The organism is Stenotrophomonas sp., assembly GCF_032099025.1.
Classification (GTDB): Bacteria; Pseudomonadota; Gammaproteobacteria; order Xanthomonadales; family Xanthomonadaceae; genus Stenotrophomonas.
In genome coordinates this window covers 193,921-219,227 of record NZ_DAMCID010000001.1, presented here as the reverse complement: position 1 = coordinate 219,227, position 25,307 = coordinate 193,921, and the positions used below count along the sequence as shown (strand labels likewise).

The window sequence follows — 25,307 nt, the reverse complement described above, 5'->3', positions numbered from 1 at the left end:
TTTTCCTCTTGTCGTCATGGTGAACTGCCGCCGCGCTGCGGGCCGGCATGCCGTGGAGTGTGGAAGCATGCCCATCGACAGGGCGTGATGCGCGGCACTCAGCCGTTCCAGTCCAGCCCCTTCGGCGCGCTGGAGAACCCGGCCGCGCGCAGCGCGTCGGTGAGTGCATCGCGCTTCACCGGCGCGTCGTCAATCAGTTCCAGCGTGAACGTGAGCCGCCGGCCGCGTCGCAGTGCGATGCCCAGCGCCTGCGCCGCCGCAGCGAGGGTCTGTTCCGCCGCCGGGGCCGCAGGATCCAACCACGTCAGCAACTGCCGCCCCCCCTGCGCCAGGTACATGCGCAGCCGCCCACCACCGATGACGACCAGCGCGCCCGCGCGGCGCACCGGCCGCAGCGTGGCGCGATGCACCGGCCATGGCAGCACCGGACCAAACGCATTGGCCGGATCGACCGCCGACAGCGCCACCGTCACGCCACGGTCGGCCGCGTCCTGTGCCTCGGCCACCTGCCGCAGCGCATCGACCAGCCCGCGTTCGGCGAACTGCGCGCCGCCCAGGCCCTCCACGAAGCGTCCCCGCAGGACACGGCCGGCGTCCTCCATGCCGCGATACACCTGCACCAGTGCAGGGAATCCGCCGGCAATACCTTCGGCGATGGCTGCACCGCGCGTCACGATACCGTGCCGCTCCAGCAGGCCTTCGGCGAGCGCCACGGCGCGCACCGTGTCGCTGACCGGTACGCGCTGCAGCAGCGACCAGCGACCCGCCAGGGTGGCGGTGTCGAGCGTGGTGGCCATGGCGGGCAACCCGCCGCCGGCACCGAGCGGGTCCATCATCGCCCTGCCCCGCGCATACCGGCCCTGCCGCGCCGAAGTGCTCACGCGCGGGCGCGCCGGTCGTGACCCGGACAGGTGGCGCAGCGGCGTCCACAGGTCGGTGGTCACGAAACCGTCCCACGCCAGCGTCCACAACGCATCATGCAGCGCCTCCGCATCCACTGCGTCGGCGGTACCGGACCGGGCCAGCCGCGCCTGTACCGCCACCATCAACTGGCGTGCGAAGAAGGCGCCGCCATCGGCCAGCACCGCCAGGATCGCGTTCTGCAACGGCGACAGCGCTGGCGCTGGCAATGCCGACAACGTCTCACCGGACAGCGCCTGCACGTGCAGCGACACCAGCCCATCGTCATCGCCGAGCCGCCCATGTCCGGCCCAGACCACCGCCCCGGTGGCGAGCAGCGCATCGAGCATGGCAGGCGCATAGTCGCCGACCCGCGCGGGCAGGATCTGGTGTTCCCATGCCGAGGCCGGCATCGGTACACCGGCCAATAGTTCGATCACGCGCAGCACGCCGTCGCTGCCTTCCAGCGCGCCCTGCGCGGGCACCGCGGCCGCGCGGGTGGCGACCGTGGCATCGGCGACCAGCCCCTGCCGCTCGAGCAGCAGCGTGGCATACGCTTCGCGGCTGGCCGGGCGGGTGGCCTCGCGTGCGGCCTGCAGCGAGCGCAGGCGCAGACGCTGGAACACTGCCTCCCCTACCCACTCGCGTCGCGCCAACGGGTTTGGATCGGGCGCCCCGGCGCCGAAATGACCGCTGAGCACTTTGCCCTGCGCGGCCAGGCGCTCCAATGCGGCATCGGCCACGGCCACGCCCAGGCCCGCGTAAGCGGCGGCGTCGGCCGTGGTGAATGGTGCATGGGTGCGTGCGAACCGGGCCAGCACCTCACCCAGCGGGTCTGCCCCTGACTGCAGGAAGACCTCGGGCAGTCCGTCCGGCAGCACCACACCCAGCGCATCGCGCAGGCGCGCGGCATCTTCCACCGCGGCCCAACGGCTGCGTCCCGCCAAGGTCAGCGGGACGGCGCGGTGTTCGCGTTGCAGCGCCTGCAGGTGCATCGCCGCAGCGTCGGCGTCCGTGAGGCGTGCGCCCACGTCCGCCTCGCCCAGCGGCCCCAGCTCGCGCAGCAGATCGGCCACGCCTTCCTTGCCCGATGCACGCCGGTCTGGTGCCAGCCGCTGCAGTTCCAGACCGACCTGCTCCACCACCCCGGCATCCAGCAGCTCGCCCAGGTCGACCTGCCCCAGCAGGTCCCCGAGCAGACCGGCATCCAGCGACAGCACCGACGCGCGACGCTCGGCCAGCGGCACGTCGGTGCCGTACATGAACTCGGCCACATAGCCGAACAGCAGGTTGGCGGCGAAGGGCGACGGCACCTCGGTGGTGACCTCGGCGATCTCGATATTGCCCCTGGCCAGGCGCTGCATCAGCGTGTCCAGCGCATCGAGATCGTAGACATCCTGCAGGCACTCCCGGGCAGCCTCGATCAGGATCGGGAAGTCGGGGTAACGCTGCGCGATGGCCAGCAGTTCGGCCGCTCGCAGGCGCTGCTGCCACAGCGGTGAGCGACGCCCTGGCGTGCGCCGCGGCAGCAGCAACGCGCGCGCGGCGCACTCGCGGAAGCGCGCGGCGAACAACGCCGAACCCCCCACCGCCTGGGTCACCTCGCGACGCAGCCGTTCCGGATCGAACAGGAACAGTTCGGCACCCGGCAGCCGCCCGGCGGAATCGGGAATGCGCACGATGATGCCGTCGTCGCTGGCCACCACGGCCGGGTCCACGCCCCAGCGTTCCTGGATGCGCCCGGCCAAGGCCAGCGCCCACGGATCGTGCACGCGCCGCCCGTAGGGCGAATGCAGCATCACCCGCCAATCGCCTGATTCGTCGCGGCAGCGTTCCACCACCAGCCGCCGGTCGGTGGGCAGCACGCCGGTGGCCTGGCGCTGCTCGTCGAGCAGGCCAACGATGTTGGCAATCGCGTTGGGCTGCAGCCCCGACGCCTGCAACCGCGCCAGGTGCGCGGGCGCGATATCGCCCGCCGCCGCGTCGGCGTCCATCGCGGCCAGGAACGCGCCCACCGCCTCACCGAGCTCGGCCGGCCGACCCACGCCTTCGCCGCGCCAGAACGGCAACCGCGCCGAGCGTCCCGGCGCCGGCGTGACGACGACCTGGTCATGGGTGATCTGCTCGATCCGCCACGAGGTGGCGCCCAGGGTGATGACGTCGTTGACCCGCGACTCGTGCACCATCTCCTCGTCCAGCTCGCCCACCCGCCGCGAGCCGGCGCGTTCTTCGCCCTCTGGCAGCATCACGCTGTACATGCCACGGTCCGGAATGGTGCCGGCACTGGTCACCGCCAGCTGTTTCGCACCCGGCCGTGCGCTCAGTTGACCGGTCTGCCGGTTCCAGACCAGTCGCGGCCGGAAGCCGGCGAAATCATCGGAGGGATAGCGACCGGCCAGCATGTCCAGCGTCGCGTCGAAGGCACTGCGCGGCAGGCTGCGGTACGGCGCCGCGCGGCGCACGCACGCGTACCATGCCTCCACGTCCAGCGGCTCCACGGACACCGCGGCCACGGTCTGCTGGGCCAGCACGTCCAGCGGGTTGCGTGGCGGGTCCACCGCCTCGATCTGCCCAGCCAGCATGCGCTCGATCGCCACGGTGGCATCGATCAGGTCACGGCGGGTACGCGGGTAGACCAGGCCGGTGGACGTGCCACCCACCTGGTGGCTGGCGCGGCCGATCCGCTGCAGCGCGCTGGCCACCGAGGGCGGCGCGGCCACCTGGATGACCAGGTCCACCATGCCCATGTCGATGCCCAGCTCCAGGCTGGAGGTGGCCACCACGCAGCGCAGCGTGCCGTCCTTGAGCGACTGTTCGATATCGCGCCGCTGCTCCTTGGACACCGAGCCATGATGCGAGCGCGCGATCAGCGGCGGGCCACCGGCAGTGCGCGACGACGTGCCGCCGTTGGAGGACGCATACTGTTCCGGCGTGAGTGCGATGGGTGCCGTGCCTGCCTCACGCGCGATGCGTTCGGCGTACAGCTCGTTGAGGCGTGCGGTCAGCTTCTCGGCCACTCCGCGCGAGTTGGCGAACACGATGGTCGAGCGCCGCGCCAGCACCTGGTCGAGAATGCTGGCTTCCACATGCGGCCAGATGGAGCCGACCCGACCGGGCAGCGCGTTCCCGCCCGCCGGCCCCGCAGCGGGTGGCAGGTCGGCCATGTCCTCCACCGGCACCACGATGCGCACATCCAGTGCGCGCGGGCTGGCCGGATCGACCACCGTCACCGGCCGGTCGCCGCCGAGGAACGCGGCCACCTGCTCCACCGGTCGCACCGTGGCCGACAGCCCGATCCGCTGCGCGGGCGCGGACAGCAGCGCATCCAGCCGCTCCAGGCTGAGCGCCAGGTGGCTGCCGCGCTTGCCGCCCGCCACCGCGTGGATTTCATCGATGATCACCGTATCCACGTCACGCAGGGTGTCGCGCGCCTTCGAGGTCAGCATCAGGAACAGCGACTCGGGCGTGGTGATCAGGATGTCCGGCGGGCGGCGGACCATGCGGGCACGCTCGGCCGGCGGGGTGTCGCCGGTCCGCACGGCGACGCTGAGCGCCACGCTCGGATCACCGCGGCGGGCGCGCTCGGCGTCCACACCCTGCAGCGGCACCTGCAGGTTGCGCTGGATATCCGCGCCGAGCGCCTTGATCGGCGAGATGTACACCACGCGCGTGCGTGGCGTTGGCGCGGCACGCCGCTCGGCCGACGTCGCGTCGTTTTCCCGCTGGCGCACGCGGTAAAGCTGGTCGATGGCATGCAGGAAGGCGGCCAGGGTCTTGCCGGACCCGGTGGGTGCAATGACCAGCGTGTGCTGCCCGGCGCCGATGGCATTCCAGGCCTGCGCCTGTACGGGTGTCGGTGCCGGAAACGCCGACGCAAACCATTCGCGCGTGGCGGGTTGGAACGCGTGCAGGGCGTGTGGTGCGGAGGACTGCGTGCGGGGCATGGCGCCGAGGCGACGGAAGCGGGTCTCCACCATACCCCGGCCGGGCATGAGCACACCATGATGGGGCCAGGCCACAACCGGGCACACGCCATGCGTGCGCCCGGCCGGTACTCAGTTGCTGCTGGCGGCAGGGTTTTCCATCTTGGCCTGCGCCTTCTCCAGCGACTTCTTCAAGCTGAGCGTGTCCGCGCCCTGCGACGGAGGGAACGCCATCAACGACTTCAGGTGCTCGGCGATGATGGGACCGCCGGCAGCCGGCGCCCACATCTTGGCGGCGAAGAACTTGCGGCCGATGTAGCCCCACTCCGGAGACTGCGGGTCCATCTTTTCCATCGGGTCCATGCGCAGGTTGAAGATGTACGGAACGGAGGGATAGTACTTCTCGTCCCACCAGCTGCCCTCGCGCTTGACCCCGATGTGCATCTTCCAGTTGTTCACGCGCACCGCCATCAGGTCGGTTTCGTCGTAGTAGAAGATCTCCCTGCGCGCGGAGGTCTTCGAGTCGCCGGTCCAGTGGTCCAGGTTGTTGTAGCCGTCAAGGTGCACCTTGAACTTCGTCCCGTTGAGGGAATGCCCTTTGAGCAGGTCCTCCTTCAGATCGGGCAGCCCCGCCGCGGCCGCCAGCGTCGCAAACACGTCCTCGTGGTTCTGGATCTCGTTGGACACGCTGCCGGCCGGGATCCTGGCCGGCCACTTGACCAGGTGCGGGACACGCACGCCACCTTCCCAGGTGGTGCCCTTCTCGCCACGGAACGGCGCATATCCGCCGTCGGGCCACAACATCATCTCGTTGCCGTTGTCGGTGCTGTAGATGACGATGGTGTTGTCTTCGATGCCCAGCTCACGCAGCTTGTCGAGCAGCTGCCCGACCTGCTCGTCGTGCTCGAGCATCTTGGCACGGACCACGTCCTCTTCCGCCCTGCCCTCATCCACCGCCTTCTGGATCCACTTCTGTGGCGAATGCGAGTGGATGTGGATGGCCGTGGTGTTGAACCAGCAGAAGAACGGCTTGTCACCTTTACCGACGCGATCGAGCCAGTCCAGCGTCTTCTCCACGACCTCGCCGTCGAAGGTTTCCATGCGCTTGCGGGTCAACGGACCGGTGTCTTCGATCTTCTGCTTGCCCACACGGCCGAACTTGGCGTCGGTGGCGGGATCGTCCTTGTCGGTCGCGAACGCATGCAGCACACCGCGCGGCCCGTAGGTCTTCCTGTATTCCGGGTTCTTCTGGCCCGGGTAGTCCAGTTCTTCCGGTTCTTCCTCGGCATTGAGGTGGTAGAGGTTGCCGAACCATTCGTCGAAGCCGTGGACGGTGGGCAGGAACTCATTGCGGTCGCCAAGATGGTTCTTGCCGAACTGCGCGGTGGCGTAGCCGACCGACTTCAACACTTCGGCCAGGGTCGGGTCACTGGCCTGGATGCCGCGGGTCGAGCCCGGAATGCCGATGGTGGTCATGCCGGTGCGGATGGGCAGCTGGCCCATGATGAACGCGGCGCGGCCCGCCGTGCAGCTGGGCTGCCCGTAGTGGTCGGTGAACAGCATGCCTTCGTAGGCGATGCTGTCGATGTTGGGCGTGTGGCCCATGAGACCGTGGGTGTAGGCACCGACATTCCACATGCCGATGTCGTCGCCCCAGATCACCAGAATGTTGGGTCGGTCGCCTGCGTTGCCGGTGTTGCCCTTTTTCTTCGCGGACGTGGTGTTGGCTGCCTTGGTCACTGCACTTCTCCCGTTGCACACGATGGGGTGAGTACGCAGTCTCCAGCACCGCCCAGGCGCGCTCCTCAGTACTTGTACCGGGATGCGCTGCGAAAATGACGCAAATTCCTGCACCGGCACGGCTAGTGCTCTGTGATGCGGCTGTTCAGGCGCAGCACCGGGATCGCCACCAGAACGCCGACCACCACCTATTCCATGACCTGCTCGCAATACGTGCTGACCGAATGGGTGCGCTCACGACCGTCTGGATCATGTGCCCGGAAGAATCACTGTTGTCGCCGCTTTCGAACGAGTCTCATCGTGCCCATGCCATAGGCGCTGACGTACGGTAGTTCTACCGATTCCAGTACCTTTACTTACGCTTTGGGGCACGGCGATGGCGCAGGTGCGTAGAAATACCGTCTCCCGTCGCGCAGATTTGCCGATGCAGTGAGGCCCGGCGCCTGTCAGTGTTGCGGTAGTCGGTGGCGAGACTCACGGCATGACACACGCATCTGCCAGCATGCGCCGGATGGCCGCACTGGTCATGGCTTGCCTGCTGCTGTCCTTCGGCATGCCGGCCCGTGGCCAGTTCGCCCCTTTGTTGGGTCCGACGATCAGCGACGTCCCCCGCCCAGAACCCGCATCGAGCTGGCGCGTGGCATTCGACGACGGCGCCGCGTCGAACGGGACCATCAGCTTCCGGATCTGGCCGGGCGACGATTCGCCGATCCATGTGGACGTGCCGGTGCTCGACGGCGAAACAGAGGTGCAGATGGCCGAGACCGCCCGGGACGTCCTGGCCGCGCGCCTGGGTGTGCGCTACCTGGTCGTCGTTGTCGATGGCACGGACGTGGTGGTCAGGGCGCGCCGCGGCACCCCGGCCTTCACCGTGGAGCTGCTCCGCGATACCGCGCGCGATGTCGACGTGGCGGTGCAGCGGGACTGATCCGGCCGCTGGGCTATCCTTGTCAGGCATTCCGCCCAAGGTTTCTTCATGCGCACGCTCTACCCGCCCATCACGCCCTTCCGTGAACACCAGATCGCGGTCGATGACCTGCACACGCTGTTCGTGGAGGAATGCGGCACGCCCGACGGCATCCCGGTGGTGTTCCTGCATGGCGGCCCCGGCGCGGGCGTGTCCCCGACCCATCGGCGCTTCTTCGATCCGGCGCGTTACCGGATCGTGCTCATCGACCAGCGCGGCAGCGGCCGGTCCACGCCATTCGGCGAACTGCGCGACAACACGACCGCACACCTGGTGGCCGATATCGAACGGGTACGCACCCAGCTGGGCGTCGAACGCTGGCTGGTGTTCGGCGGTTCCTGGGGCTCCACACTGGCCTTGGCCTATGCGCAGGCCCACCCCGAGCGCGCCACCGGGATCATCGTGCGCGGCGTCTACCTGGGGCGGGCGGAAGAAAACCGCTGGTTCAACGAAGCCGACGGCGGGGCGCGCTGGCTGTTTCCCGAGCGCTGGGCGCGCTACGCCGCACACATTCCGGCGGACGAACACGGCAGCCTGATCGAGGCGTACTGGCAGCGCATGGACAGCGATGACAGCGCGACCCGCATCGCCGCCGCGCAGGCGTGGCTGGGCTGGGAAGATTTCGCCGCCACACTGGTGCACCAGGTCGACGCCGTCTCCTACGCCGACCCGCTGGACACCCTGGCCAAGGCGCGGATCGAGGCGCACTACTTCCGCCACCACGCGTTTCTGGCACATGGGCAGCTGCTGCGCGACATCGACCGCATCCGCCACCTGCCCGGGGTGATCGTGCAGGGGCGCTACGACATCATCTGTCCGCCGCGCAGCGCCTGGGACCTGGCCCAGGCCTGGCCGGAAGCCCGGCTGGAGATGGTCCTGGCCGGGCACAGCGCGAACGAGGCGGCCACCACCGATGCACTGGTGCGGGCCACCGACGCGTTCGCCGATCAGGCCGCCTTGTAGCTCGGGTAGTCGATGTAGCCCTTCGCACCGCCGCCGTAGAACGTGGCGCGGTCCGGGGTGTTCAACGGCCAGCCGTGCTGCAGGCGCGCCACCAGGTCCGGGTTGCTGATGAAGGGCGTACCGAAGGCCGCCAGGTCGATCAGTCCCGCATCGATCAGCTGCTCGGCACTCTCGCGCTCCAGGCCGCCGGCGAGGATGACGGCCGTGTTGGGCAGGTTGCCCTTGATGGTGCGCAGCAGCCCCTGGAAGCCGGTTTCGGTGCCGGTGGCGACCACCTTCTGGCCGACCTGGAAGCCCGACTGGTTCATCAGGTGCACATAGGCCAGGTTGCGCGCGCCGATCTCCTTGCTGAGCGCTGCGTACGTGCTGTCGATCGCGTCGTACAGCGGCATGTCGAACAGCTGGCCATACGGTGACAGGCGGATGCCGGTGCGGTCGGCACCGATGCGGGCCACCACCGCGTCGATCACCTCCAGGGTGAAGCGCAGCCGGTTCTCCACGCTGTCGGCCGAGTAACGGTCGGTACGATCGTTGACCAGCGGGTTGAGGAACTGCTCGTGCAGGTATCCGTTCGCGCCATGGATTTCCACGCCATCGAAACCCGCCTCGATGGCATTCGCGGCGGCCTGGGCGAACTCGCCCACGATGCGCGCGATCTCGTCGGTCTGCAGCTGGCGCGGCACCGGCGGCGCGATCAGGCCCGGGGTGCCGGTCTCGTCATAGCCGTATGCCTGCGCGCCGACCGGCTGCTTCGAGCTGGCGCTGACCGGCAGCTTCCCGTCGGCCTGGATGGTCGGGTGCGACACCCGGCCCACGTGCCACAGCTGCGCCACGATCCGGCCGCCCACGGCATGCACCGAATCGGTGGTCAGCCGCCAGCCCGCGATCTGTTCCGGGCGGAAGATGCCCGGATTGAACAGGTAGCCCTGCCCTTCCTGCGAGATCGGCGTGCCTTCGCTGACGATCAGGCCGGCGGTGGCGCGCTGGGCGTAGTACAGGGCGATGCGCTCGTCGGCGATGTCATTGGGCGCGCGGGCGCGGGTCAGCGGCGCCATCACCACGCGGTTGCGCAGCGGCGTGCCGGCGAGGTCGAACGGGGCGAACAGGGGGGAAGTCATTGCAGATGTCCTGGGGAGGGGCCCGCGCTTGCGGGCAGGCGACCATGCTAGGCAGATGCCGATAGAGCTACAATCCGGCCAACGAGCAAATCACAATTGCTTGATTCGCATTTATGGAGCCACCCCATGCAGCTCAAGGCCCTGCGCTACTTCCTGATGGTGGCCAGCACGCGCAGCTTCCTGGCCACCGCCCGCCATTTCCGGGTGCCGGCGTCGTCGGTGTCGCGGTTCATCGCGGCGCTGGAGAAGGATCTGGGCCGGCAGTTGTTCTACCGCAGCACCCGCGCCGTACGCCTGACCGAGGATGGCGAGCGCTTCCACCAGCAGGCCCGCGAGGCCATCGACCTGCTGGATGCGGCCGTGGACGATCTTGGGCGCAACGACGGCCTGCTCAGCGGGCGGCTGCGGATCAATGCACCGGAGGCTTTCGGGCGTCTGCATGTCGCCCGGGCGATCAACGCCCTGCAGACCGCGCATCCGGGCCTGGATGTCGAACTGCAGCTCACCGATGCCTACATCGACCCGGTGCAGGAAGGCGTGGACATCACGGTCCGGATCGGACCGCAGGTGGACTCGGGCCTCATTGGGCGGACCGTCGCCGCCCAGCGCCAGATCCTGGCGGCCAGCCCGGCCTATCTCGCCACACACGGCACGCCGCAGACCCCCGCCGACCTGCTGGAACATCGCTGCCTGCTCTACAAGGGCCAGTTCGGCACGCAGCGCTGGTATTTCCGGCAGGCGCTGGCCCAGCCGTTCGAGGGTGTCAATGTGAGCGGTCCGCTGTGCAGCAACAATGCCGAGGTCCTGCTCGCGGCCGCACTGGAAGGCCACGGCGCGGTGCTGTTTCCCAGCTGGCTGTTCAACCGTGACAGCTTCGCGCGCCACGAACTGGTGCCGCTGCTCGAGGAATGGGAGAGCTCGGTCACCACCGAGGTCTCCTACATCCAGCTGCTCTCACCGGAGAACAAACTCCGTTCGCGCAAGGTCCGCGAGGTAACGGCGTTCCTGCTGGAGGCCTTCGGCACCCCACCGCACTGGGACGCCACCGCCTGACGCGAACCTCCGGATCATCCAGGGCAAGGGTCCGTAGTGCCAGGCCGCGCGTGGCAACCGCGCGCAGCACGGAACAAACTTCCGAAGCCGACGCAACGCCGATGGCAATCATCGAACCGACCTTCAGACCCGCCGAAGCCGCCCATCAGGCGTTCATGACCGCTCAACGAAGACCAGCCACGCAGGGCGTGGCACTACGGAGTACGACCGCGAGCGCACCCGTAGTGCCACGCCCTGCGTGGCAACCGCGCACAGCGCGGAACAAACTTCCGAAACCGTCGCAACGCCGATGGCAATCATCGAACCGACGTTCAGACCCGCCGAAGCCGCCCATCAGGCGTTCATGACCGCTGAACGAAGACCAGCCACGCAGGGCGTGGCTCTACGGCGCACGACCGCGAGCGCACCCGTCGCGCGCAACGCGGCACCATCCCCAGCGAACCTAAGGCGCGGGCCGCTTTCCTTCGGTGACCAGCCGGTATGCCCCCACTGCCATCGGCAGGATGGACAGCGCCGACAGCAGGTGCGCAACCGCCGAGAGGCTTGGCCGGGTGTTGGTCGCGTCCAGGTGGGCAGCCCATTGGCTTGCGGCCTGGTAGATCGCTATGCCGATGATGATGAGCACTATGGCCCAGAGCTTTCTCGAATCCATGTCATTCCCCTGTCGATTGAATGGATGCGCGGCACGCTCCCCGTGCCGGGCGTGGGCGACTTTGACAGGTTGTGGTGGTGGGTGCACGCAGCCACCCATGGGGGTGGCTCTACGGTGCGGGATGCCTTTGGGTGCAGCCACCCCGTGGGTCTGGCGCTACGGGTTTGCCTTCAGCCCCCCATGGGGTGGCTCTACCGGGTTGGTGGGCGGTTTGGCTGCGGGTTTTACTGTAGACCGGGCTGGGCGGAGCTGGCACGCTCGGGCCGTTCGTGCCGTGCTCCCTCCGCGCCGAGGCCCTTGGTGGATGCGATCAACGCCCGCTGCCGCGCCGTTCTCGTGCCCCGGCACGCGCAGGCGCTCGCGCGGGGCCTGGTCCTGCTGGGCTGCCTGATGCTGGGAGGGTGCGTCACCCTGCCCCGTAATCCGGTGCCTGCCGATCAGATCGCCTGGGCGACGGTGCCCGGCATGCCGGATGTGCGTGGCTGGGCCGGACGGCCGAACCGGGACATGCAGGTCGATTTCGAACGCTCGATGCACGACGAGCGCCCGGACGACTTTCCCGTCGCCAGCGATGGACGCATCCACTACCCGCATCTGGCCCTGTCCGGCGGGGGTGCCAATGGTGCCTTCGGTGCCGGCTTCCTCAACGGCTGGACAGCGACCGGCACCCGCCCCACCTTCAAGATCGTCACAGGGGTATCCACCGGCGCGCTCATGGCGCCCTACGCGTTCCTCGGCGCGGAGTACGACGAGGCGCTCAAGCGCTTCTACACCACCACCTCCGACGCCGACGTGTTCACTGCCGGCAACCCGGTCATGGCGCTGCTGCGGCGCGATTCCCTCGCCCACACCGCGCCGTTGGAAGCCTTGATCGCCCGCGCCATCGATGCGCCGCTGCTGGCCCGGATCGCCGCGGAACACCGCGCCGGCCGCCGCCTGTACATCGGCACCGCCGACCTGGATTCCCGCCAGTTCGCAGTGTGGAACATGGGGCTGATCGCCACGCGGGAGTCGCCGGAGGCGCTGGCACTGTTCCGGCGTGTGATGCTGGCGTCGGCGTCGATACCGATCGCGTTTCCGCCGGTGCTGATCGAGGTGGACGTGCATGGGCAGCGCTACGACGAGATGCACGTCGACGGCTTCGTCGCCGCCAACATCTTCCTGCACGCCGGCATCATCGATCCGCAGCGCATCTACACGCGACTGTCGCGCGCGCCGGCCACCTACGACACCTTCATGATCCACAACGGCCAGCTCAACGCCGCCTCCGATCCGGCGGAGCGTTCGCTGCGGGGCATCGCGTTCCGCACCATCGAAGTTGCCGGCCGCGCCGGCATGATCGGCGATCTTTTCCGCGAGTACGCCTACGCACGCCGCGACCGCGCGCGGTTCGCCTGGGTCACCATCGATTCCACGCTGGCGTTGCCCGAGGCGACCAGCTTCGACCCGGAACGCATGAAAGTGCTGTACGAGGTCGGCTATGATCGCGCCCGCGCCGGCCCCGAGTGGCTGACGCGGCCACCCGGGATGACGCCCGGCGACGATCCGTGACGCGGGTCAGTGCGGCCCACCGCCACGACTGGCCAGCAGGGCGATCGCGCGGTCCGGCAACCGCCACGTGCCCTGCTCGTCGGCCTGCACCGGGGTGTCGTCCACCGACGTGATCAGCAGCCGCCACGGGGTGTTGTCGGCCGTGGGTGGGACGAACACCTGTGGTTCGGCAGCAGCATTGATCAGCAACAGCAGCTGCGTGCTTTCTGCAGCGTGTGCCTCGCCTTCCTGTGGCATGGCCGGCAACTGCAGCATCAGAGCGCGCTGCTGTGGGGCGTGCCAATCGGCTTCCTGCATCGGCTGCCCATCCGGACGGATCCAGTGCGCGGCATCGGCCTCGTGGCCATCGCGCGCGTCGAGGAAGCGGCTGCGTCGAAGCTGCGGATAGCGGCGGCGCAGTGCCAACAGGCGGCGGACGAACTGCGACTGCTGCTGGCCGTCCTCGCTGGCCGCGCGCTCCCAGTCGATCCAGTTGATCGGGTTGTCCTGGCAATACGCATTGTTGTTGCCGTTCTGGGTGCGGCCGAACTCGTCGCCGGCGAGCAGCATCGGCGTGCCCTGGGCCAGCAGCAGGCTGGCCAGCAGGTTGCGCATCTGCCGGCGGCGCAGCGCCAGGATGGCCGGGTCGTCCGTGGGCCCCTCCGCACCGTGGTTCCAGGAGATGTTGTGGTCGCTGCCGTCGCGGCCTTCCTCGCCGTTGTCGATGTTGTGCTTGTCGTTGTAGCTGACCAGGTCGTGCAGGGTGAAACCGTCGTGGGCGGTCACGAAGTTGACCGAGGCCGGCGGACGGCGGCCGTTATGGTCGAACAGATCGGCCGACCCCATCAGGCGCGTGGCGAATTCGGAGAGCTGCCCTTCGTCGCCTTTCCAGAAGGCGCGCAGGTTGTCACGGAAACGGTCGTTCCACTCGGCCCAGCCTGGCGCGAAGTTGCCCAGCTGGTAACCACCGGGGCCGATATCCCACGGCTCTGCAATCAGTTTGACCTGGCTCAGCACCGGGTCCTGGCGCACCGCGTCGAGGAAGCTGCCGGAGGAATCGAAGCCGGCGCGCTCGCGGCCGAGGATGGTGGCGAGGTCGAAGCGGAACCCGTCCACATGCATGTCCTGCACCCAGTAGCGCAGCGAATCCATCACCATGCGCAACGCGCCGGCATTGGTCAGGTCGAAGGTGTTGCCGGTGCCGGTGTCGTTGATGTAGTAGCGGCGGTCATCGGCCAGGCGATAGTAGCTGGCGTTGTCGATGCCCTTGAACGACAACGTCGGGCCCAGCTCGTTTCCCTCGGCCGTGTGGTTGTAGACCACATCGAGAATCAGCTCCAGGCCGGCATGGTGCAGGCTCGCCACCATCTGCTTGAACTCGGCGATGGTCGTGGTGGACAGATACGCCGGGTCCGGCGCGAAAAATCCCAGCGTGTTGTATCCCCAATAGTTCTTGAGACCGCGCTCCACCAGGTACTGGTCATCCACGTGCGCATGCACCGGCAGCAGTTCCAGCGCGGTCACCCCCAGGTGACGCAGATGGTCGGTGATCGCGTCGGCGCGCAAGGCCGAGAACGTGCCGCGCGAGGCTTCCGGCACCTCCGGGTGCTGCATCGACAGTCCCCGCAGGTGTGCTTCGTAGATCACGGTGTGGTCCCACGGTACCGAAGGACGGCGGTCGTCGCCCCAGGTGAACGCCGGGTCGACCACCACGCAGCGCGGCACGTAGGCGGCGCTGTCACGCCGGTCGAAACTCAGGTCCTTGTCCTTGTGGCCGATGGTGTAGCCAAACAGGTGCGGCGCCCATTTGATCTGCCCGACCAGCTGCTTGGCGTAGGGGTCCATCACCAGCTTGTTGGGATTGAATCGGTGGCCGGCATCGGGCGCATATGGCCCATGCACACGATACCCATAGCGCTGTCCCGGGCGCGCATCGGGCAGGTAGCCGTGCCAGATCTCGTCGGTGTACTCGGGCAGGCGGATCCGCTCCACCTCGCGGCCCCGCTCGTTGAACAGGCATAGCTCCACCTGGGTCGCATGCCGGGAATACAGGGCGAAGTTGACGCCCAGCCCGTCCCAGGTCGCGCCCAGCGGATATGGCCGTCCGGCCTTCACCCGCGAATGGCTGGCGCTGGTGGCACGGCTCATCGGCTGGCCTCCTGGTCATGCAGGGCCGCTTCGATCTCGGCGGCCACCAGCCGCTCGGCCATCTGCCAGTGACGCGCCGAGTGCCCATCCGGGCGCCCCTCGGCTTCCCAGATCTGCCGGGCCAGTTCCCGGGTGCGTTCGGCCTTCTCTTGTTCATCCATCATCGTCGTCTCAGCAGGTGGAATAGATCGCAACCGGGCTGCCGTTGAACAGCTGCCGCAATCGCATGGGAGCGCCGTCGCTCACGAGGGTGGCGCCGGTCAACGTGTTGCGGTACGTCCCCGGCGGAACTGCCACAGAGGCGCCGGACACATGCGAGTCGCCCAGGCCTGCGCCCCGACGGGCCGGTTGCAGTGCGGTGTGCCTTACCACCGCGACCAGCAGGCCGTCGTGCGCGTCTTGGCGCAGGAAGGCCAACATCGGCACCTCGCGGTCGGCGTGCAGCGGCTGGTAGTCTGCGGCCGCGAACAGCGCGGGCCGGGCCTGTCGCAGCGCCAGCAGGCGCTGCACCAGACGCGCCTTGACCGCACCGTCCTGCCACTGTGAAAGCAGCTGTGGCCAGGAGCGCCGGTCTTCCAGCCAGGCGCGGCGCTGCGCATGGTCCACGGCCGTGCGATTGTCCGGATCGACCAGGGACAGATCCCAACCCTCCGTGCCCTGGTACAGATCCGGAACACCCGGCAAGGTCAGTCGCAACGCAACCTGGGCGAGCGAATTTCGCGCGCCAGCCGCCCCCACATGGATGGCCGCCTGCTCCAGCACGTTGCGCAGCGCCACCGTGGCCGGGTGCAGCAGGAGCGTTTCAATGAAGGCCTGCACCCGCTGCTCCATCACCGCATCGGGGTCGGTCCACGACGAGAACAAGTCGGCTTCGCGCAGTGCCTTGCGCTGCCACGCCACGATGCGCGCGGCGAAGCCTGCGGGATCGTCGAGACCCTGCGTCGGCCACGCGCCGAGCAGGGTCTGCCAGAGCATCTGGCGCACTGCCGGCGGCGGCAGGGCGAGACCCAGGCGGGCCGCGCGGCGGTCCAGCGAGCGGGTCTGCCGCGCCCACCACTGCGGGCATTCGGACAGCACCGCCAGCCGGGCGCGGGTGTCCTCGCCACGCTTGTGATCGTGGGTGGCGGTCGCCAGCATCGCCTGCGGGTGGCGGCTGGCGCGCATCTGCGTCCGCGTGTGCAGGGCGCGGCTGGACAGCGCGAAATGGTCGGGGTGACTGCCCACTTCATTGCGGGACAGCAACACCCCGTGCCGGTAGAACGCCCGGTCTTCGACCGCTTTCGCATTGAGCGGTGCGCTGAGCTGCTGGAATCGCCGACGCAGCGTCTCGCGCGCCTGTAAACCGGCTTCCGTGGTGGTGTCCTGCCAGAACCGTGTGGCGATCCAGCGTGCGGCCAGTACCGTGTCCTCCGCCTCTTCACCTGCCACCACGTCCAGCACGCCATCCCAGCGCCGGCGATCGGTGTCATCGGCCGTTGTGGCCGTCGCGTAGGTGCGGTACACCGGGAAGCGGACCAGCAGCGCGGCAAGCCCCCGCGACAGGACCGCGCGACCCAGCCGCGCGCCTGGCTGCACCGCACCACGCTCGTGTTTCACCAGCAACCGCAGCAGCGCATCGAATTCGCTGCGCAGGCCGCGCCCCAGCACTTCGCGGCGCGCCAGGCGCTCCTCGCTGCTGAAACCTGCGGTCCGGGCCGTGGACTGGCGCCAATGCCGTGCCAGTGGCGCTTCACCCGACGCCTGGTGCAGCCACGCCCCGACCTGGTCCATGAAGTCGTAGCCGGTGGTACCGTCGCAGTCCCACGCCGGCTTCAGCTCCTCGTCCGCAGCCAGGATCTTCTCCACCCACAGCAGCGGGCGGCCGGCGCGTTCGCCCCAGGCCCGGTCCATTGCCGCGCGCAGTCGTTGCAGGTAGGCCTGCGGATCGGCCAACCCATCCACGTGGTCCACGCGCAGCCCATCAACCAGCCCCTCGGCCAGCAGCGCCAACGGCAACCCATGCACGGTTTCGAACACATCGTCGTGCTGTACCTGCAGCCCGACCAGCGTGGAGATGGTGAAGAAGCGCCGGTAGTTGAGGCGGTCATCGCCCAACCGCCACCACAGCGGCAGGTACGCCTGTGCATCCACCACCGCGCGCAGGTCAGCCGTGGTCGTGTCCTGCCCGCTGCCCGGCGCCAGCGGCAGCCGCGTGTCGTGGTGGCGCAGCACCGGTTCGCTGCCGCTGCTATCGATGCGCAGCGCGCCTTCGTCCAGCGCGGCGTCCAGCGGCCGGTCCAGCACAGGCAGCTGCAGGCGGCCCCGCGACAGGGGCGCGCGCCAGTCGATGTCGAACCAGTGTGCGTACGCGCTTTGCCGCCCGTGCCGAAGCACGTCCCACCACCAACGGTTGTCCGCGTGCGCGGCCATGTGGTTGGGCACGATGTCGAGGACCAGGCCCATGCCGTGCGCGCGCGCCTGCACGGCCAGGGCGCGCAGGGCCTCCTCGCCGCCCAAGGCGGGGTTGATCGCACCTGGATCAACCACGTCGTACCCGTGCGTGGAGCCTGGCACGGCGTGCCAGACTGGAGACAGGTAGAGGTGGCTGATGCCAAGCGCGGCGTAATAGTCGAGCTCGCGTGCGGCGTCGTAGAGGGTGAAGCCAGCATGCAGCTGAAGCCGGACGGTCGCGCGGACGATGCTCATGCCTCTGCCCTGCGGCGCGCGGCGGCGAAACGGACCATCGAATCCTCCAGTATCTGTTCAACGCCCGATACGGGCAGGCGTTGCCGCCAATTGGGATGGGTGGCCACGGTGCCCGGCAGGTTCACCTGTTCGGCCATGCCAAGCGCGTCTTCCACCGGCAGCAGCGCCAGCGCGGCCGGACTGGACCCCACATGCTCCAGCGCGGCCATGCGTGCGTCTGTTTCATCCCCGCCGGGCTGGCCCAGCACGAGATCGAGGCGCTCGACATCGGCCGCGCGTTCGGCGGCCTGCGCCTGCAGGGCGACGTCATCCATCTCGCCCAGACGATACCGCCAGCCCAGGTCGAGTCCACGCCGCCATCCGACCAGGGTGGGAAGATCATGGGTGCCGGTCATGGCCACCGCGTCCGCGCGCCAGGCGTCGGGGGACAGGAAACTGCCTGCCTCGTCGCGGGCGAACGCGAGCACGTCCATGCCCAGCACACCGCGCGTGGCCAGCGTCTGGCGGATGCCGGGCGGCACCACGCCGAGGTCTTCGCCGATGACGATGCAGCGCTGCCGCCAGGACTCGATCGCCGCGATGTTGAGCAGATCCTGAAGCGGGTAGCGCAGGTAGGCACCCTGCCCTGCATCCGCCCCTTCCGGCACCACCCACAAGCGTTGCCAGCCCAGGATGTGATCGATGCGAAGCCCGCCTCGGTCGCGCATGACTGCGCGCAGCAGCGCGATGAAAGGCGCGAAACCCAGTTCATGCAGGCCTTGCGGGGAATAGCTGCTCACTCCCCATACCTGGCCACCCGCGCAGAATGCGTCGGGCGGCGCTCCCAGCACCAGGCCCTGCAGGCGGGTGCTGCCGGCGGCGTCGGCTTCGGCACCACGCGGGTCGAAACCCACGGCCAGATCGGCGATCAGACCGATGCCCATGCCGGTGCTTCGCGCCAGCTCCTGCGCGCGTCGCCAACCACGGCTTACCAGCCATTGGCCGAACAGGTACAGCGGTGCAGATACGCCCGCACGCGGGTGCGAGAAGGCGACGTGCCGCGCCAGCGCCTGCCCGCCCTCTTCCACGAAGCGCTGCAGGTCTTCGGCTGCTGCTTCATCTGCGGAGACGGCAGCCCGAACAGCGGCCAGCCATGCCCACTTTGCGGCGGCGACAGCGGGCCAGTCGATCAGCGCCATATCCTCCAGCGCGGCGAGCTGCTCGCGCAGTGCAGGATGCGGGTCCAGCGCGTGCAGTGCGACGTTGCCAAAGGTGTCCACGGGCGCGGCATGGATCGCCTCGAGATAGCGTCGGTCGCCCGGCGAGTAGGGACTGTAGGTGGCGTCGATGCCGTTGGCGGCATGCACCGGCCCCAGGGCCAGAGCGTCCGCGCCGGCAATCGCGGCGCGCTGCGCCCACCCCGAACACGCCGCGGTATCGCCCACGCCACCATCATGCGGGCCACGCGCCGCGTAAGGCTGCAGTACCAGTCCCCATGGGTGCGATCGTCCCTTCACCGCATCCTGCACCCCGAAGCACCGCGCCGGTGCGACGGCGACGCGCTGGGTGCGCGCCCCGCAGGCCAGGGTCCAGTAGCCCGGTCGCGCCGGTGCCGGCGTACTGCCGTGGGCGTCCGTGCGTCCTTCCTCTCGACCCCCGTCCTCATGCTCCCACAGGCAGGGCGCGTCGGCGGGACCCGCCTCCACGCGCTCACCCGCCAGGGTGGTGCAAAGTACCGGCAGATGCCGCGCCGAGCGCAGTGCCAACAAGGCTTCGCGTCGTTGTGCGGGGTTGGCGGCGGGCACGCCAAGCGCCTCCAGCAGCGGCACCAGGGCTGCGTCGCGCACCCGCTGCGGCCGCCCGGCGACGTCGGTCCAGTCGACACTCAGACCAACCGCGCAGGCCAGGGCGCTCAAAGACGCGGTGCCGCTCATGCTGCATCGACCAGAACGGCATACAGGCCGTTCGGCTCCAACCGGCCGTCATCGCGCGCCGCACCCAGGCGAAAGACTTCACGACCGGACGGGAGGCTCACCGGCTCGGCTGTATCGCCGGCATTGAATGCGATCCACCATTGTCCACCTGGCAATTGCCACCCGGCACGCAGCACCCCCGGCGCCAGCACCTCGGCACCCAGCGGACGCGCATCGCCAGCGGCGCCGAGACAGGCCGCACGCACCGCCAGCAGCGTGCCGAACCACGCCAGCCAACGCGCTGCCTCCGCATCGCCCGGATCGGGCCAAGGGCAGCGCGAGGCCTCGAACGTGCCGGGCGCATTCGGGTCGGGAATGTGGGCGCGCAGGGCGTCGTCCCGGAAGCTGCTGAAATGGGCAAACTCGGCGCGTCGCCCTTCGCGTACCAGCGCGTCCAACGGCGGACGGTGGTCGGTGAAAAACAGGAATGGCGTCGTGGCCCCCCAGGGTTCGCCCATGAAGAACAGCGGAATCATCGGGGTCAGCGCGGTCAGGGCCATCGCCAGCGCGTTCCGGCGCGGGCCGATCAGCTGCAGCAGGCGCTCGCCCTGCGCACGGTTGCCGATCTGGTCATGGTTCTGGGCAAACACCACGAACTGGCGGGGCGCAATGGCGGTACTCGGCTCACCGCGCGCCCGGCCGGATGCATTGACCTCGCCCTGCCACGCGAAGCCTTCGGCCAGTACCCGGCGCAGGCGGCGGTTAGGGTCATCGGCGAAATCGCGGTAATACCCTTCGTGCTCGCCGGTCAGCAGCGCGTGCAGGGCGTTGTGGAAGTCATCGTTCCACTGTGCAGTGAAGCCAGCGGCGAGGAGCGAAGCCTGGTTGTGCTCATTCTCCAGCACGAGCGCGACCTCGCGGCCGGGCAGCGCCGCATGGATGCGCGCGCGCAGGGTCTCCAGGAACGACGTGGGCTGGATCGCATGCACTGCGTCAAGGCGCAGCCCATCGATGCGGTAGTCGCGCAGCCACATCAGCGCGTTGTCGATGAAATAGCGTTGCACCTCGGGCCGGCGGAAGTCGATGGCTGCCCCCCACGGCGTATGCACGTCCTCCCGGAAGAAGGCCGGGGCGAGCGCCGGCAGCGGATTACCGTCCGGCCCGAAATGGTTGTAGACCACATCCAGCAGCACCATCAGGCCCAGCCCGTGGGCGGTATCGACCAGTGCTCTCAGTTGATCCGGGGTGCCGTACGCTGCCGTCGGCGCGTACTGCAGCACGCCGTCATAGCCCCAGTTGCGGCCGCCCGGGAACGTGGCCAGCGGCATCAGTTCGATAGCGGTGAACCCCAGCGCCGCCAGCTGCGGCAGTTGTGCGCGCACGGCATCGTAGGAGCCCCCAGCGGCGCCAACATGGACTTCGTAGATCACCGCCTCATGCCAGGGGCGCCCGCGCCAGGACCGGTGCTGCCAGGCAAAGGTGTCGTCGACGGCAAGCGCACTGGGGCCGAACAGGCCCTGCGGCTGCTCGCGCGAGGCCGGGTCCGGAACCACACGTTCGCCATCCATGCGGTAGCGATAGTGCATGCCTGCCTGCGCCGGGGTGCGTAACGTGAACCATCCGCTGTCGCTGCCCTGCATCGGCAGCTCGGCGCCTTCCAACAGCAGATCCATGCGCTGCGCGGCAGGCGCCCAGAGGGAGAAGTTCCAATAACCGTCCGTGCCCGGCCAGGCACCCCAGCGCCCCGCCTGAACGCTCATTCCGCCGCCTGCAGGTAAAGCACCGACAGGGGTGGCAGGGTCAGCGGCAGCGACTGGGCGTGGCCATGCATCGGCCGGGCAAGCGTGGAGACACGACCGGCATTACCGATGTTGCTGCCGCCGTAGAACGCGCTGTCGGTGTTGAGCAGCTCGGACCACTCCCCCGCCGACGGCACCCCAAGCAGATAGCCATGACGGGTCACCGGGGTGAAGTTGCACACCACAAGCGTGGAGCGTCCTTCGCCACCCGGCGCGTGGCGCACGAAGGCGATCACGCTGTTACGCTGGTCATCACTGACACTCCACTCGAAACCTGCTTCCACATCGTTGGCAAGGCGCAGGCTCGGTTCCTGCTGCAACAGGCGGTTGAGATCGCCGATCAGCCGGGCCATGCCGGCGTGTGCTGGATGGGCGGCGCTGTCCCAATCCAGGCTGGCGTCATGGTTCCATTCGTCCGGCTGGGCGAACTCGCCGCCCATGAACAGCAGTTTGCTGCCTGGGTGCGCCCACATGAAGCCGTAGCACGCACGCAGGTTGGCCAGCTGCTCGTCGCGGTTGCCGGGCATTTTGGCCAGCAGCGAGCCCTTGCCGTGCACCACTTCGTCGTGCGACAGCGGCAGGATGAAGCGCTCACTGAAGGCATAGATCGCACTGAAGGTCATCTCGCCGTGGTGATGGCAGCGGTGGATGGGGTCGCGGTGCAGGTAGGTCAGGGTGTCGTGCATCCAGCCCATGTTCCATTTATGGGTGAATCCCAGCCCGTGCGCAGCGGTCGGTGCGGTCACGCCGGGCCAGGCCGTCGATTCCTCGGCCATGACCAGAACATCCGGGAATCGGGCGCGAATGGCGTCGTTGAACCGGCGCAGGAACGCCACCGCCTCCAGGTTCTCGCGCCCGCCGTTGGCGTTGGGCAGCCACTCCCCTTCAGCGCGGCTGTAGTCGCGGTAGAGCATGGACGCAACCGCGTCCACGCGCAGGCCGTCGACATGGAAGCGATCGATCCATTCCAATGCGCTGCCAATCAGGAAGGCGGCCACTTCGGCGCGACCGTAGTTGTAGATCAGCGTGTTCCAGTCCGGGTGAAGCCCCAGGCGGGGGTCTTCGTGCTCATACAGCGCGGTGCCATCGAACCGCCGCATGCCATGGGCATCGGTCGGGAAATGTGCGCCCACCCAATCCACGATCACCCCGATCCCTGCCTGGTGGCAGCGGTCCACGAAGGCGGCGAAATCATCCGGGCTGCCATGCCGCGCGGTGGGTGCGAACAGCCCCAGTGGCTGATAACCCCACGAGCCGCCGAACGGGTGCTCGCTCACCGGCAACAGCTCCACGTGGGTGAACCCCAGCGCCTTCACGTACGGGATCAACTGTCCGGCAAGCGCATTCCAGTCCAGAGCGTTGCCCTCGGCGTCGCGCCGCCAGGAGCCGGCGTGCACCTCATAAACCGAGATCGCCTGCCCCGGCGCGATGGACCGGTCGTCCATCCAGCCACTGTCATTCCATTCATGACGGGACGCTGCCCGCACACGCGAGGCGGTATCCGGCGGCAGTTCGCAGGCGCGCGCCATCGGATCAGCCTTCAACATCACGGCAGTGCCGTCGGCGGCGGTCAGCGCGAATTTATAACGGGCACCCTCCTCCACCCGCGGCAGGAACAGCTCCCAGACGCCTGCGTCGTGACGCAGCCGCATCGGATGGCGGCGGTTGTCCCAGTCGTTGAAATCGCCCACCACGGCCACGCGACGGGCGTTCGGCGCCCAGACCGCGAAGCGGACCCCGGGCACACCGTCGCAGAGGGTCGCCACCGCACCGAGCCAACCACGCGCGGCGTCGGGATCACCGGCACGCAATGCATCCAGGTCCGATTCGGCCAGCTGGATGCCGAAGGCATAGGCGTCTTCGATCTCCTGCACATTGTCAGGCCACTGGATGCGCAGCAGGCCCGTACCCCGTTCTGCGAGGTGGGCCTGGAACAGGCCAGCGGGCTCCACCCGCGCCAGCGCCACCCAGCTGCCGGACGACAGCCGTGCGCTGACGGCACGTGCCCCCGGCAGCCAGACCGTCCATTGCCAGCCTGCCGCCTGCTGGTGCGGACCGAGCAGCGCGAACGCATCGCAGGGCCGGCCGGCAACCAGATCGGCGTAGGCAGCGGGCAACGGCGCGCCTGCTTCCTCCCCCAGCTCGGGGTCCACAGGGTCTTCGCACAGCACACGCACATGCTCACTCATGCCTGACGCTCCAGCACGCGGTCGTACAATCGCAGGTAATGCGAGCCGGCCAGGTCCCAGCTGCCCGGCCGCAACATCGCGGCGCGGCGCATCGCAGAGAGCAGGCCCGGCATCCGATACGTACGGAAGGCACGCTGCACACAGCGACGCAGGGCATCGGCATCGGCGGAGTCGAACAGCAGCCCGGTCACGCCGTCCTCGATCGTATCGATCAGGCCGCCGGTGGCATGGGCGATGGGCAGGCAGCCGAATCGCTGCGCGTACATCTGGCTCAGTCCGCACGGCTCGAAGCGCGACGGCATCAACAGGAAGTCCGCACCGGCGAACATCTTGCGGGCCAGTCCTTCATCGAACCCCGGGTACACGCCCACGGAGGACGGAAAGCGTCGCGACAGCGCGGCTACGTCGGCTTCGATGCGCGGCTCGCCGCCACCGATGATGGCCAGCTGCCCACCGGCCGCGGCAATCTGATGGGCTACCGCGCAGCTCAGGTCCAGCCCCTTCTGGTGCACCAGCCGCGACACCACCGCGAACAGCGGGCCCTCGCCGTGTGGCAGGCCCAGCGCACGCTGCACGCGACGCTTGTTCGCCACACGGCCCTCCCAGCGGTGCAGGTCGAAGTGCTCGGTAAGATGGCGATCGGTGCGGGGATCCCAGCTGCTGTCGATGCCGTTGACGATGCCACTCAGGCGGCCGCCCGCGGCGTGCCGCGACAACAGCGCGTCGAGCCCGCAGCCCTGCTCCGGGCCAGTGATCTGGCGGGCATAGCTTTCGCTGACCGTGTTCACCTGGTCGGCATGGACGATCCCGGCCTGCAGGAACGAAAGCCGCCCGTGGAAGGTGATGCTGTCCAGCTGGTCGGAGGACACACCCAGTGCCGCCGCCTGGTCCAACGGGAACAGCCCCTGATAGGCAAGGTTATGGATGGTCAGCAGCGCCGGCACGTCCGAGCCGTACCAGCGCAGGTAGGCGGCTGCCAGCGCGCACGGCCAGTCGTTCAGGTGCAGCAGCTCCGGCTGCCATTCCAGCCCTGCATTGCCGCAGGCGATCACCGCAGCGGCGCGCGAGAGCGCGGCAAAGCGCACCGCGTTGTCGCTCCAGTCCTGGCCGCTGCCATCAACGTAAGGACTGCCGCCACGCTGGTACAGCGCCGGGCACACGAGCACCAGCACCGGCAAACCGTCCGGCAACGTGGCTTCGCCGATGTCGCAGGCCGGAATGCCCGCGCGCGCCGGGACGCGGCCGACCAGGCGCAGGTCGGGCGAACCGGCAATCACCTCGTCATAGCCGGGAATGAGCACGCGCACGTCGGAGCGCCCGCGCACGGCGCGCGGCAGCGATGCGGCCACGTCTCCCAGCCCGCCGGCCTTGATGTAGTCGGCCATTTCCGATGTCACGAACAGTACCCGACGTGCACGCGCCGTGCTGGCGGTGGGCGCGGGGGCGCTTTCCACCGCCCGCAGGCGGGGCGCACGGCGCACACGGTTGCCGCGGACAACGCCCTCTGCAGCGGGAACAGGCAAAGGAACAGGAACAGCAGAGACGCGCGGAGGCGACATGGGGGTTATCTCAAAGGTGGAACTGCTGTGGGGGTGCCCGTGGCATTGCGCCACCAGCGGAGGTTTTTTCTGCCGCGCCGTAGCCGTCGCGCGCAAACCTTGATGGGAATCTACCTGTGGTGCGAATAAACAACTCGTGAACTCGATGCGACAACTTCGTGACCACGGTCTGCGTCAACGCCAGAGTGC

15 protein-coding genes are annotated in these 25,307 nt (G+C 68.7%); 4 read left to right on the top strand and 11 right to left on the bottom strand.

Annotated features, from left to right (window positions below; all coding sequences use genetic code 11):
• Window positions 1-98: 98 nt before the first annotated feature.
• Together RT456_RS00950 and RT456_RS00945 are read right to left on the bottom strand one after the other, a co-directional pair.
• Window positions 99-4,892: an ATP-dependent helicase gene (locus tag RT456_RS00950; protein ID WP_313341272.1), complete on the bottom strand. Its 4,794-nt coding sequence runs from the start codon at window positions 4,890-4,892 to the stop codon at window positions 99-101.
• 63 nt (window positions 4,893-4,955) lie between these two features.
• Window positions 4,956-6,563 carry an arylsulfatase gene (locus tag RT456_RS00945; protein ID WP_313341269.1) on the bottom strand — a complete coding sequence of 536 codons (1,608 nt, stop codon included), beginning with the start codon at window positions 6,561-6,563 and terminating at the stop codon, window positions 4,956-4,958.
• A gap of 511 nt (window positions 6,564-7,074) precedes the next feature.
• Here RT456_RS00945 and RT456_RS00940 point away from each other — a divergent pair.
• Complete coding sequence (locus RT456_RS00940) at window positions 7,075-7,491, top strand: hypothetical protein (RefSeq protein ID WP_313341266.1); 417 nt, start codon at window positions 7,075-7,077, stop codon at window positions 7,489-7,491.
• Window positions 7,492-7,539: 48 nt separating this feature from the next.
• Entirely contained in the window at window positions 7,540-8,493 is a 954-nt protein-coding gene (pip, locus tag RT456_RS00935) for a prolyl aminopeptidase (protein WP_313341263.1), read from the top strand.
• Here the strand turns inward: pip and RT456_RS00930 are convergent.
• Window positions 8,478-9,611: an alkene reductase gene (locus RT456_RS00930; RefSeq protein WP_313341260.1), complete on the bottom strand. Its 1,134-nt coding sequence runs from the start codon at window positions 9,609-9,611 to the stop codon at window positions 8,478-8,480. The two genes, pip and RT456_RS00930, sit on opposite strands and share 16 nt — an antisense overlap.
• Before the next feature lie 126 nt (window positions 9,612-9,737).
• Between RT456_RS00930 and RT456_RS00925 the strand changes: the two genes are divergently transcribed.
• Complete coding sequence (locus RT456_RS00925; protein WP_313341257.1) at window positions 9,738-10,664, top strand: LysR family transcriptional regulator; 927 nt, start codon at window positions 9,738-9,740, stop codon at window positions 10,662-10,664.
• Window positions 10,665-11,106: 442 nt separating this feature from the next.
• Here the strand turns inward: RT456_RS00925 and RT456_RS00920 are convergent, their stop codons facing one another.
• Window positions 11,107-11,316, bottom strand: coding sequence for a hypothetical protein (locus RT456_RS00920; RefSeq protein WP_313341254.1), 210 nt, complete (start codon window positions 11,314-11,316; stop codon window positions 11,107-11,109).
• A 300-nt stretch (window positions 11,317-11,616) separates the two neighbouring features.
• Here RT456_RS00920 and RT456_RS00915 point away from each other — a divergent pair, with 300 nt between their 5' ends.
• A complete protein-coding gene (locus RT456_RS00915) occupies window positions 11,617-12,867 on the top strand; it encodes a patatin-like phospholipase family protein (protein ID WP_313341251.1) in 1,251 nt (416 codons plus the stop codon).
• Between the two features lie 6 nt (window positions 12,868-12,873).
• On the opposite strand, the gene glgX is transcribed toward RT456_RS00915, so the two are convergent.
• From glgX to glgA, 7 genes are read right to left on the bottom strand one after another with little or no spacing between them, the layout of a single operon-like run.
• The gene (glgX, locus tag RT456_RS00910) at window positions 12,874-14,994 is read right to left on the bottom strand and encodes a glycogen debranching protein GlgX (protein WP_313341248.1); all 2,121 of its coding nucleotides are present in this window, start codon (window positions 14,992-14,994) and stop codon (window positions 12,874-12,876) included.
• Window positions 14,991-15,155, bottom strand: a complete 165-nt coding sequence (locus RT456_RS00905) for a DUF2934 domain-containing protein (RefSeq protein WP_313341891.1) — start codon at window positions 15,153-15,155, stop codon at window positions 14,991-14,993. The genes glgX and RT456_RS00905 overlap by 4 nt, the downstream gene beginning before the upstream one ends.
• A 10-nt stretch (window positions 15,156-15,165) precedes the next feature.
• A complete protein-coding gene (treY, locus tag RT456_RS00900) occupies window positions 15,166-17,679 on the bottom strand; it encodes a malto-oligosyltrehalose synthase (protein WP_313341245.1) in 2,514 nt (837 codons plus the stop codon).
• Entirely contained in the window at window positions 17,676-19,592 is a 1,917-nt protein-coding gene (locus tag RT456_RS00895; protein WP_313341242.1) for a 4-alpha-glucanotransferase, read from the bottom strand. Before RT456_RS00895 ends, treY begins: the two co-directional genes overlap by 4 nt.
• A complete protein-coding gene (gene treZ / locus RT456_RS00890; protein WP_313341239.1) occupies window positions 19,589-21,331 on the bottom strand; it encodes a malto-oligosyltrehalose trehalohydrolase in 1,743 nt (580 codons plus the stop codon). Before treZ ends, RT456_RS00895 begins: the two co-directional genes overlap by 4 nt.
• Window positions 21,328-23,559 (bottom strand): 1,4-alpha-glucan branching protein GlgB, encoded by a 2,232-nt coding sequence (gene glgB, locus RT456_RS00885; RefSeq protein WP_313341236.1) that lies wholly within the window; start codon window positions 23,557-23,559, stop codon window positions 21,328-21,330. Before glgB ends, treZ begins: the two co-directional genes overlap by 4 nt.
• On the bottom strand, window positions 23,556-25,118 hold the full coding sequence (glgA, locus tag RT456_RS00880; RefSeq protein WP_313341233.1) for a glycogen synthase GlgA: 1,563 nt from the start codon (window positions 25,116-25,118) through the stop codon (window positions 23,556-23,558). The genes glgB and glgA overlap by 4 nt, the downstream gene beginning before the upstream one ends.
• Between the last annotated feature and the right edge of the window lie 189 nt (window positions 25,119-25,307).

Excerpts from the sequence above, each read along its gene's own strand:
- RT456_RS00950 (WP_313341272.1), bottom strand. The coding sequence starts at position 4,892 with ATGCCCGGCCGGGGTATGGTGGAGACCCGCTTCCGTCGCCTCGGCGCC.
- RT456_RS00940 (WP_313341266.1), top strand. The coding sequence starts at position 7,075 with ATGGCCGCACTGGTCATGGCTTGCCTGCTGCTGTCCTTCGGCATGCCG.
- pip (WP_313341263.1), top strand. The coding sequence starts at position 7,540 with ATGCGCACGCTCTACCCGCCCATCACGCCCTTCCGTGAACACCAGATC.
- RT456_RS00930 (WP_313341260.1), bottom strand. The coding sequence starts at position 9,611 with ATGACTTCCCCCCTGTTCGCCCCGTTCGACCTCGCCGGCACGCCGCTG.
- RT456_RS00925 (WP_313341257.1), top strand. The coding sequence starts at position 9,738 with ATGCAGCTCAAGGCCCTGCGCTACTTCCTGATGGTGGCCAGCACGCGC.
- RT456_RS00920 (WP_313341254.1), bottom strand. The coding sequence starts at position 11,316 with ATGGATTCGAGAAAGCTCTGGGCCATAGTGCTCATCATCATCGGCATA.
- glgX (WP_313341248.1), bottom strand. The coding sequence starts at position 14,994 with ATGAGCCGTGCCACCAGCGCCAGCCATTCGCGGGTGAAGGCCGGACGG.
- RT456_RS00905 (WP_313341891.1), bottom strand. The coding sequence starts at position 15,155 with ATGGATGAACAAGAGAAGGCCGAACGCACCCGGGAACTGGCCCGGCAG.
- treY (WP_313341245.1), bottom strand. The coding sequence starts at position 17,679 with ATGAGCATCGTCCGCGCGACCGTCCGGCTTCAGCTGCATGCTGGCTTC.
- RT456_RS00895 (WP_313341242.1), bottom strand. The coding sequence starts at position 19,592 with ATGAGCGGCACCGCGTCTTTGAGCGCCCTGGCCTGCGCGGTTGGTCTG.
- treZ (WP_313341239.1), bottom strand. The coding sequence starts at position 21,331 with ATGAGCGTTCAGGCGGGGCGCTGGGGTGCCTGGCCGGGCACGGACGGT.
- glgB (WP_313341236.1), bottom strand. The coding sequence starts at position 23,559 with ATGAGTGAGCATGTGCGTGTGCTGTGCGAAGACCCTGTGGACCCCGAG.
- glgA (WP_313341233.1), bottom strand. The coding sequence starts at position 25,118 with ATGTCGCCTCCGCGCGTCTCTGCTGTTCCTGTTCCTTTGCCTGTTCCC.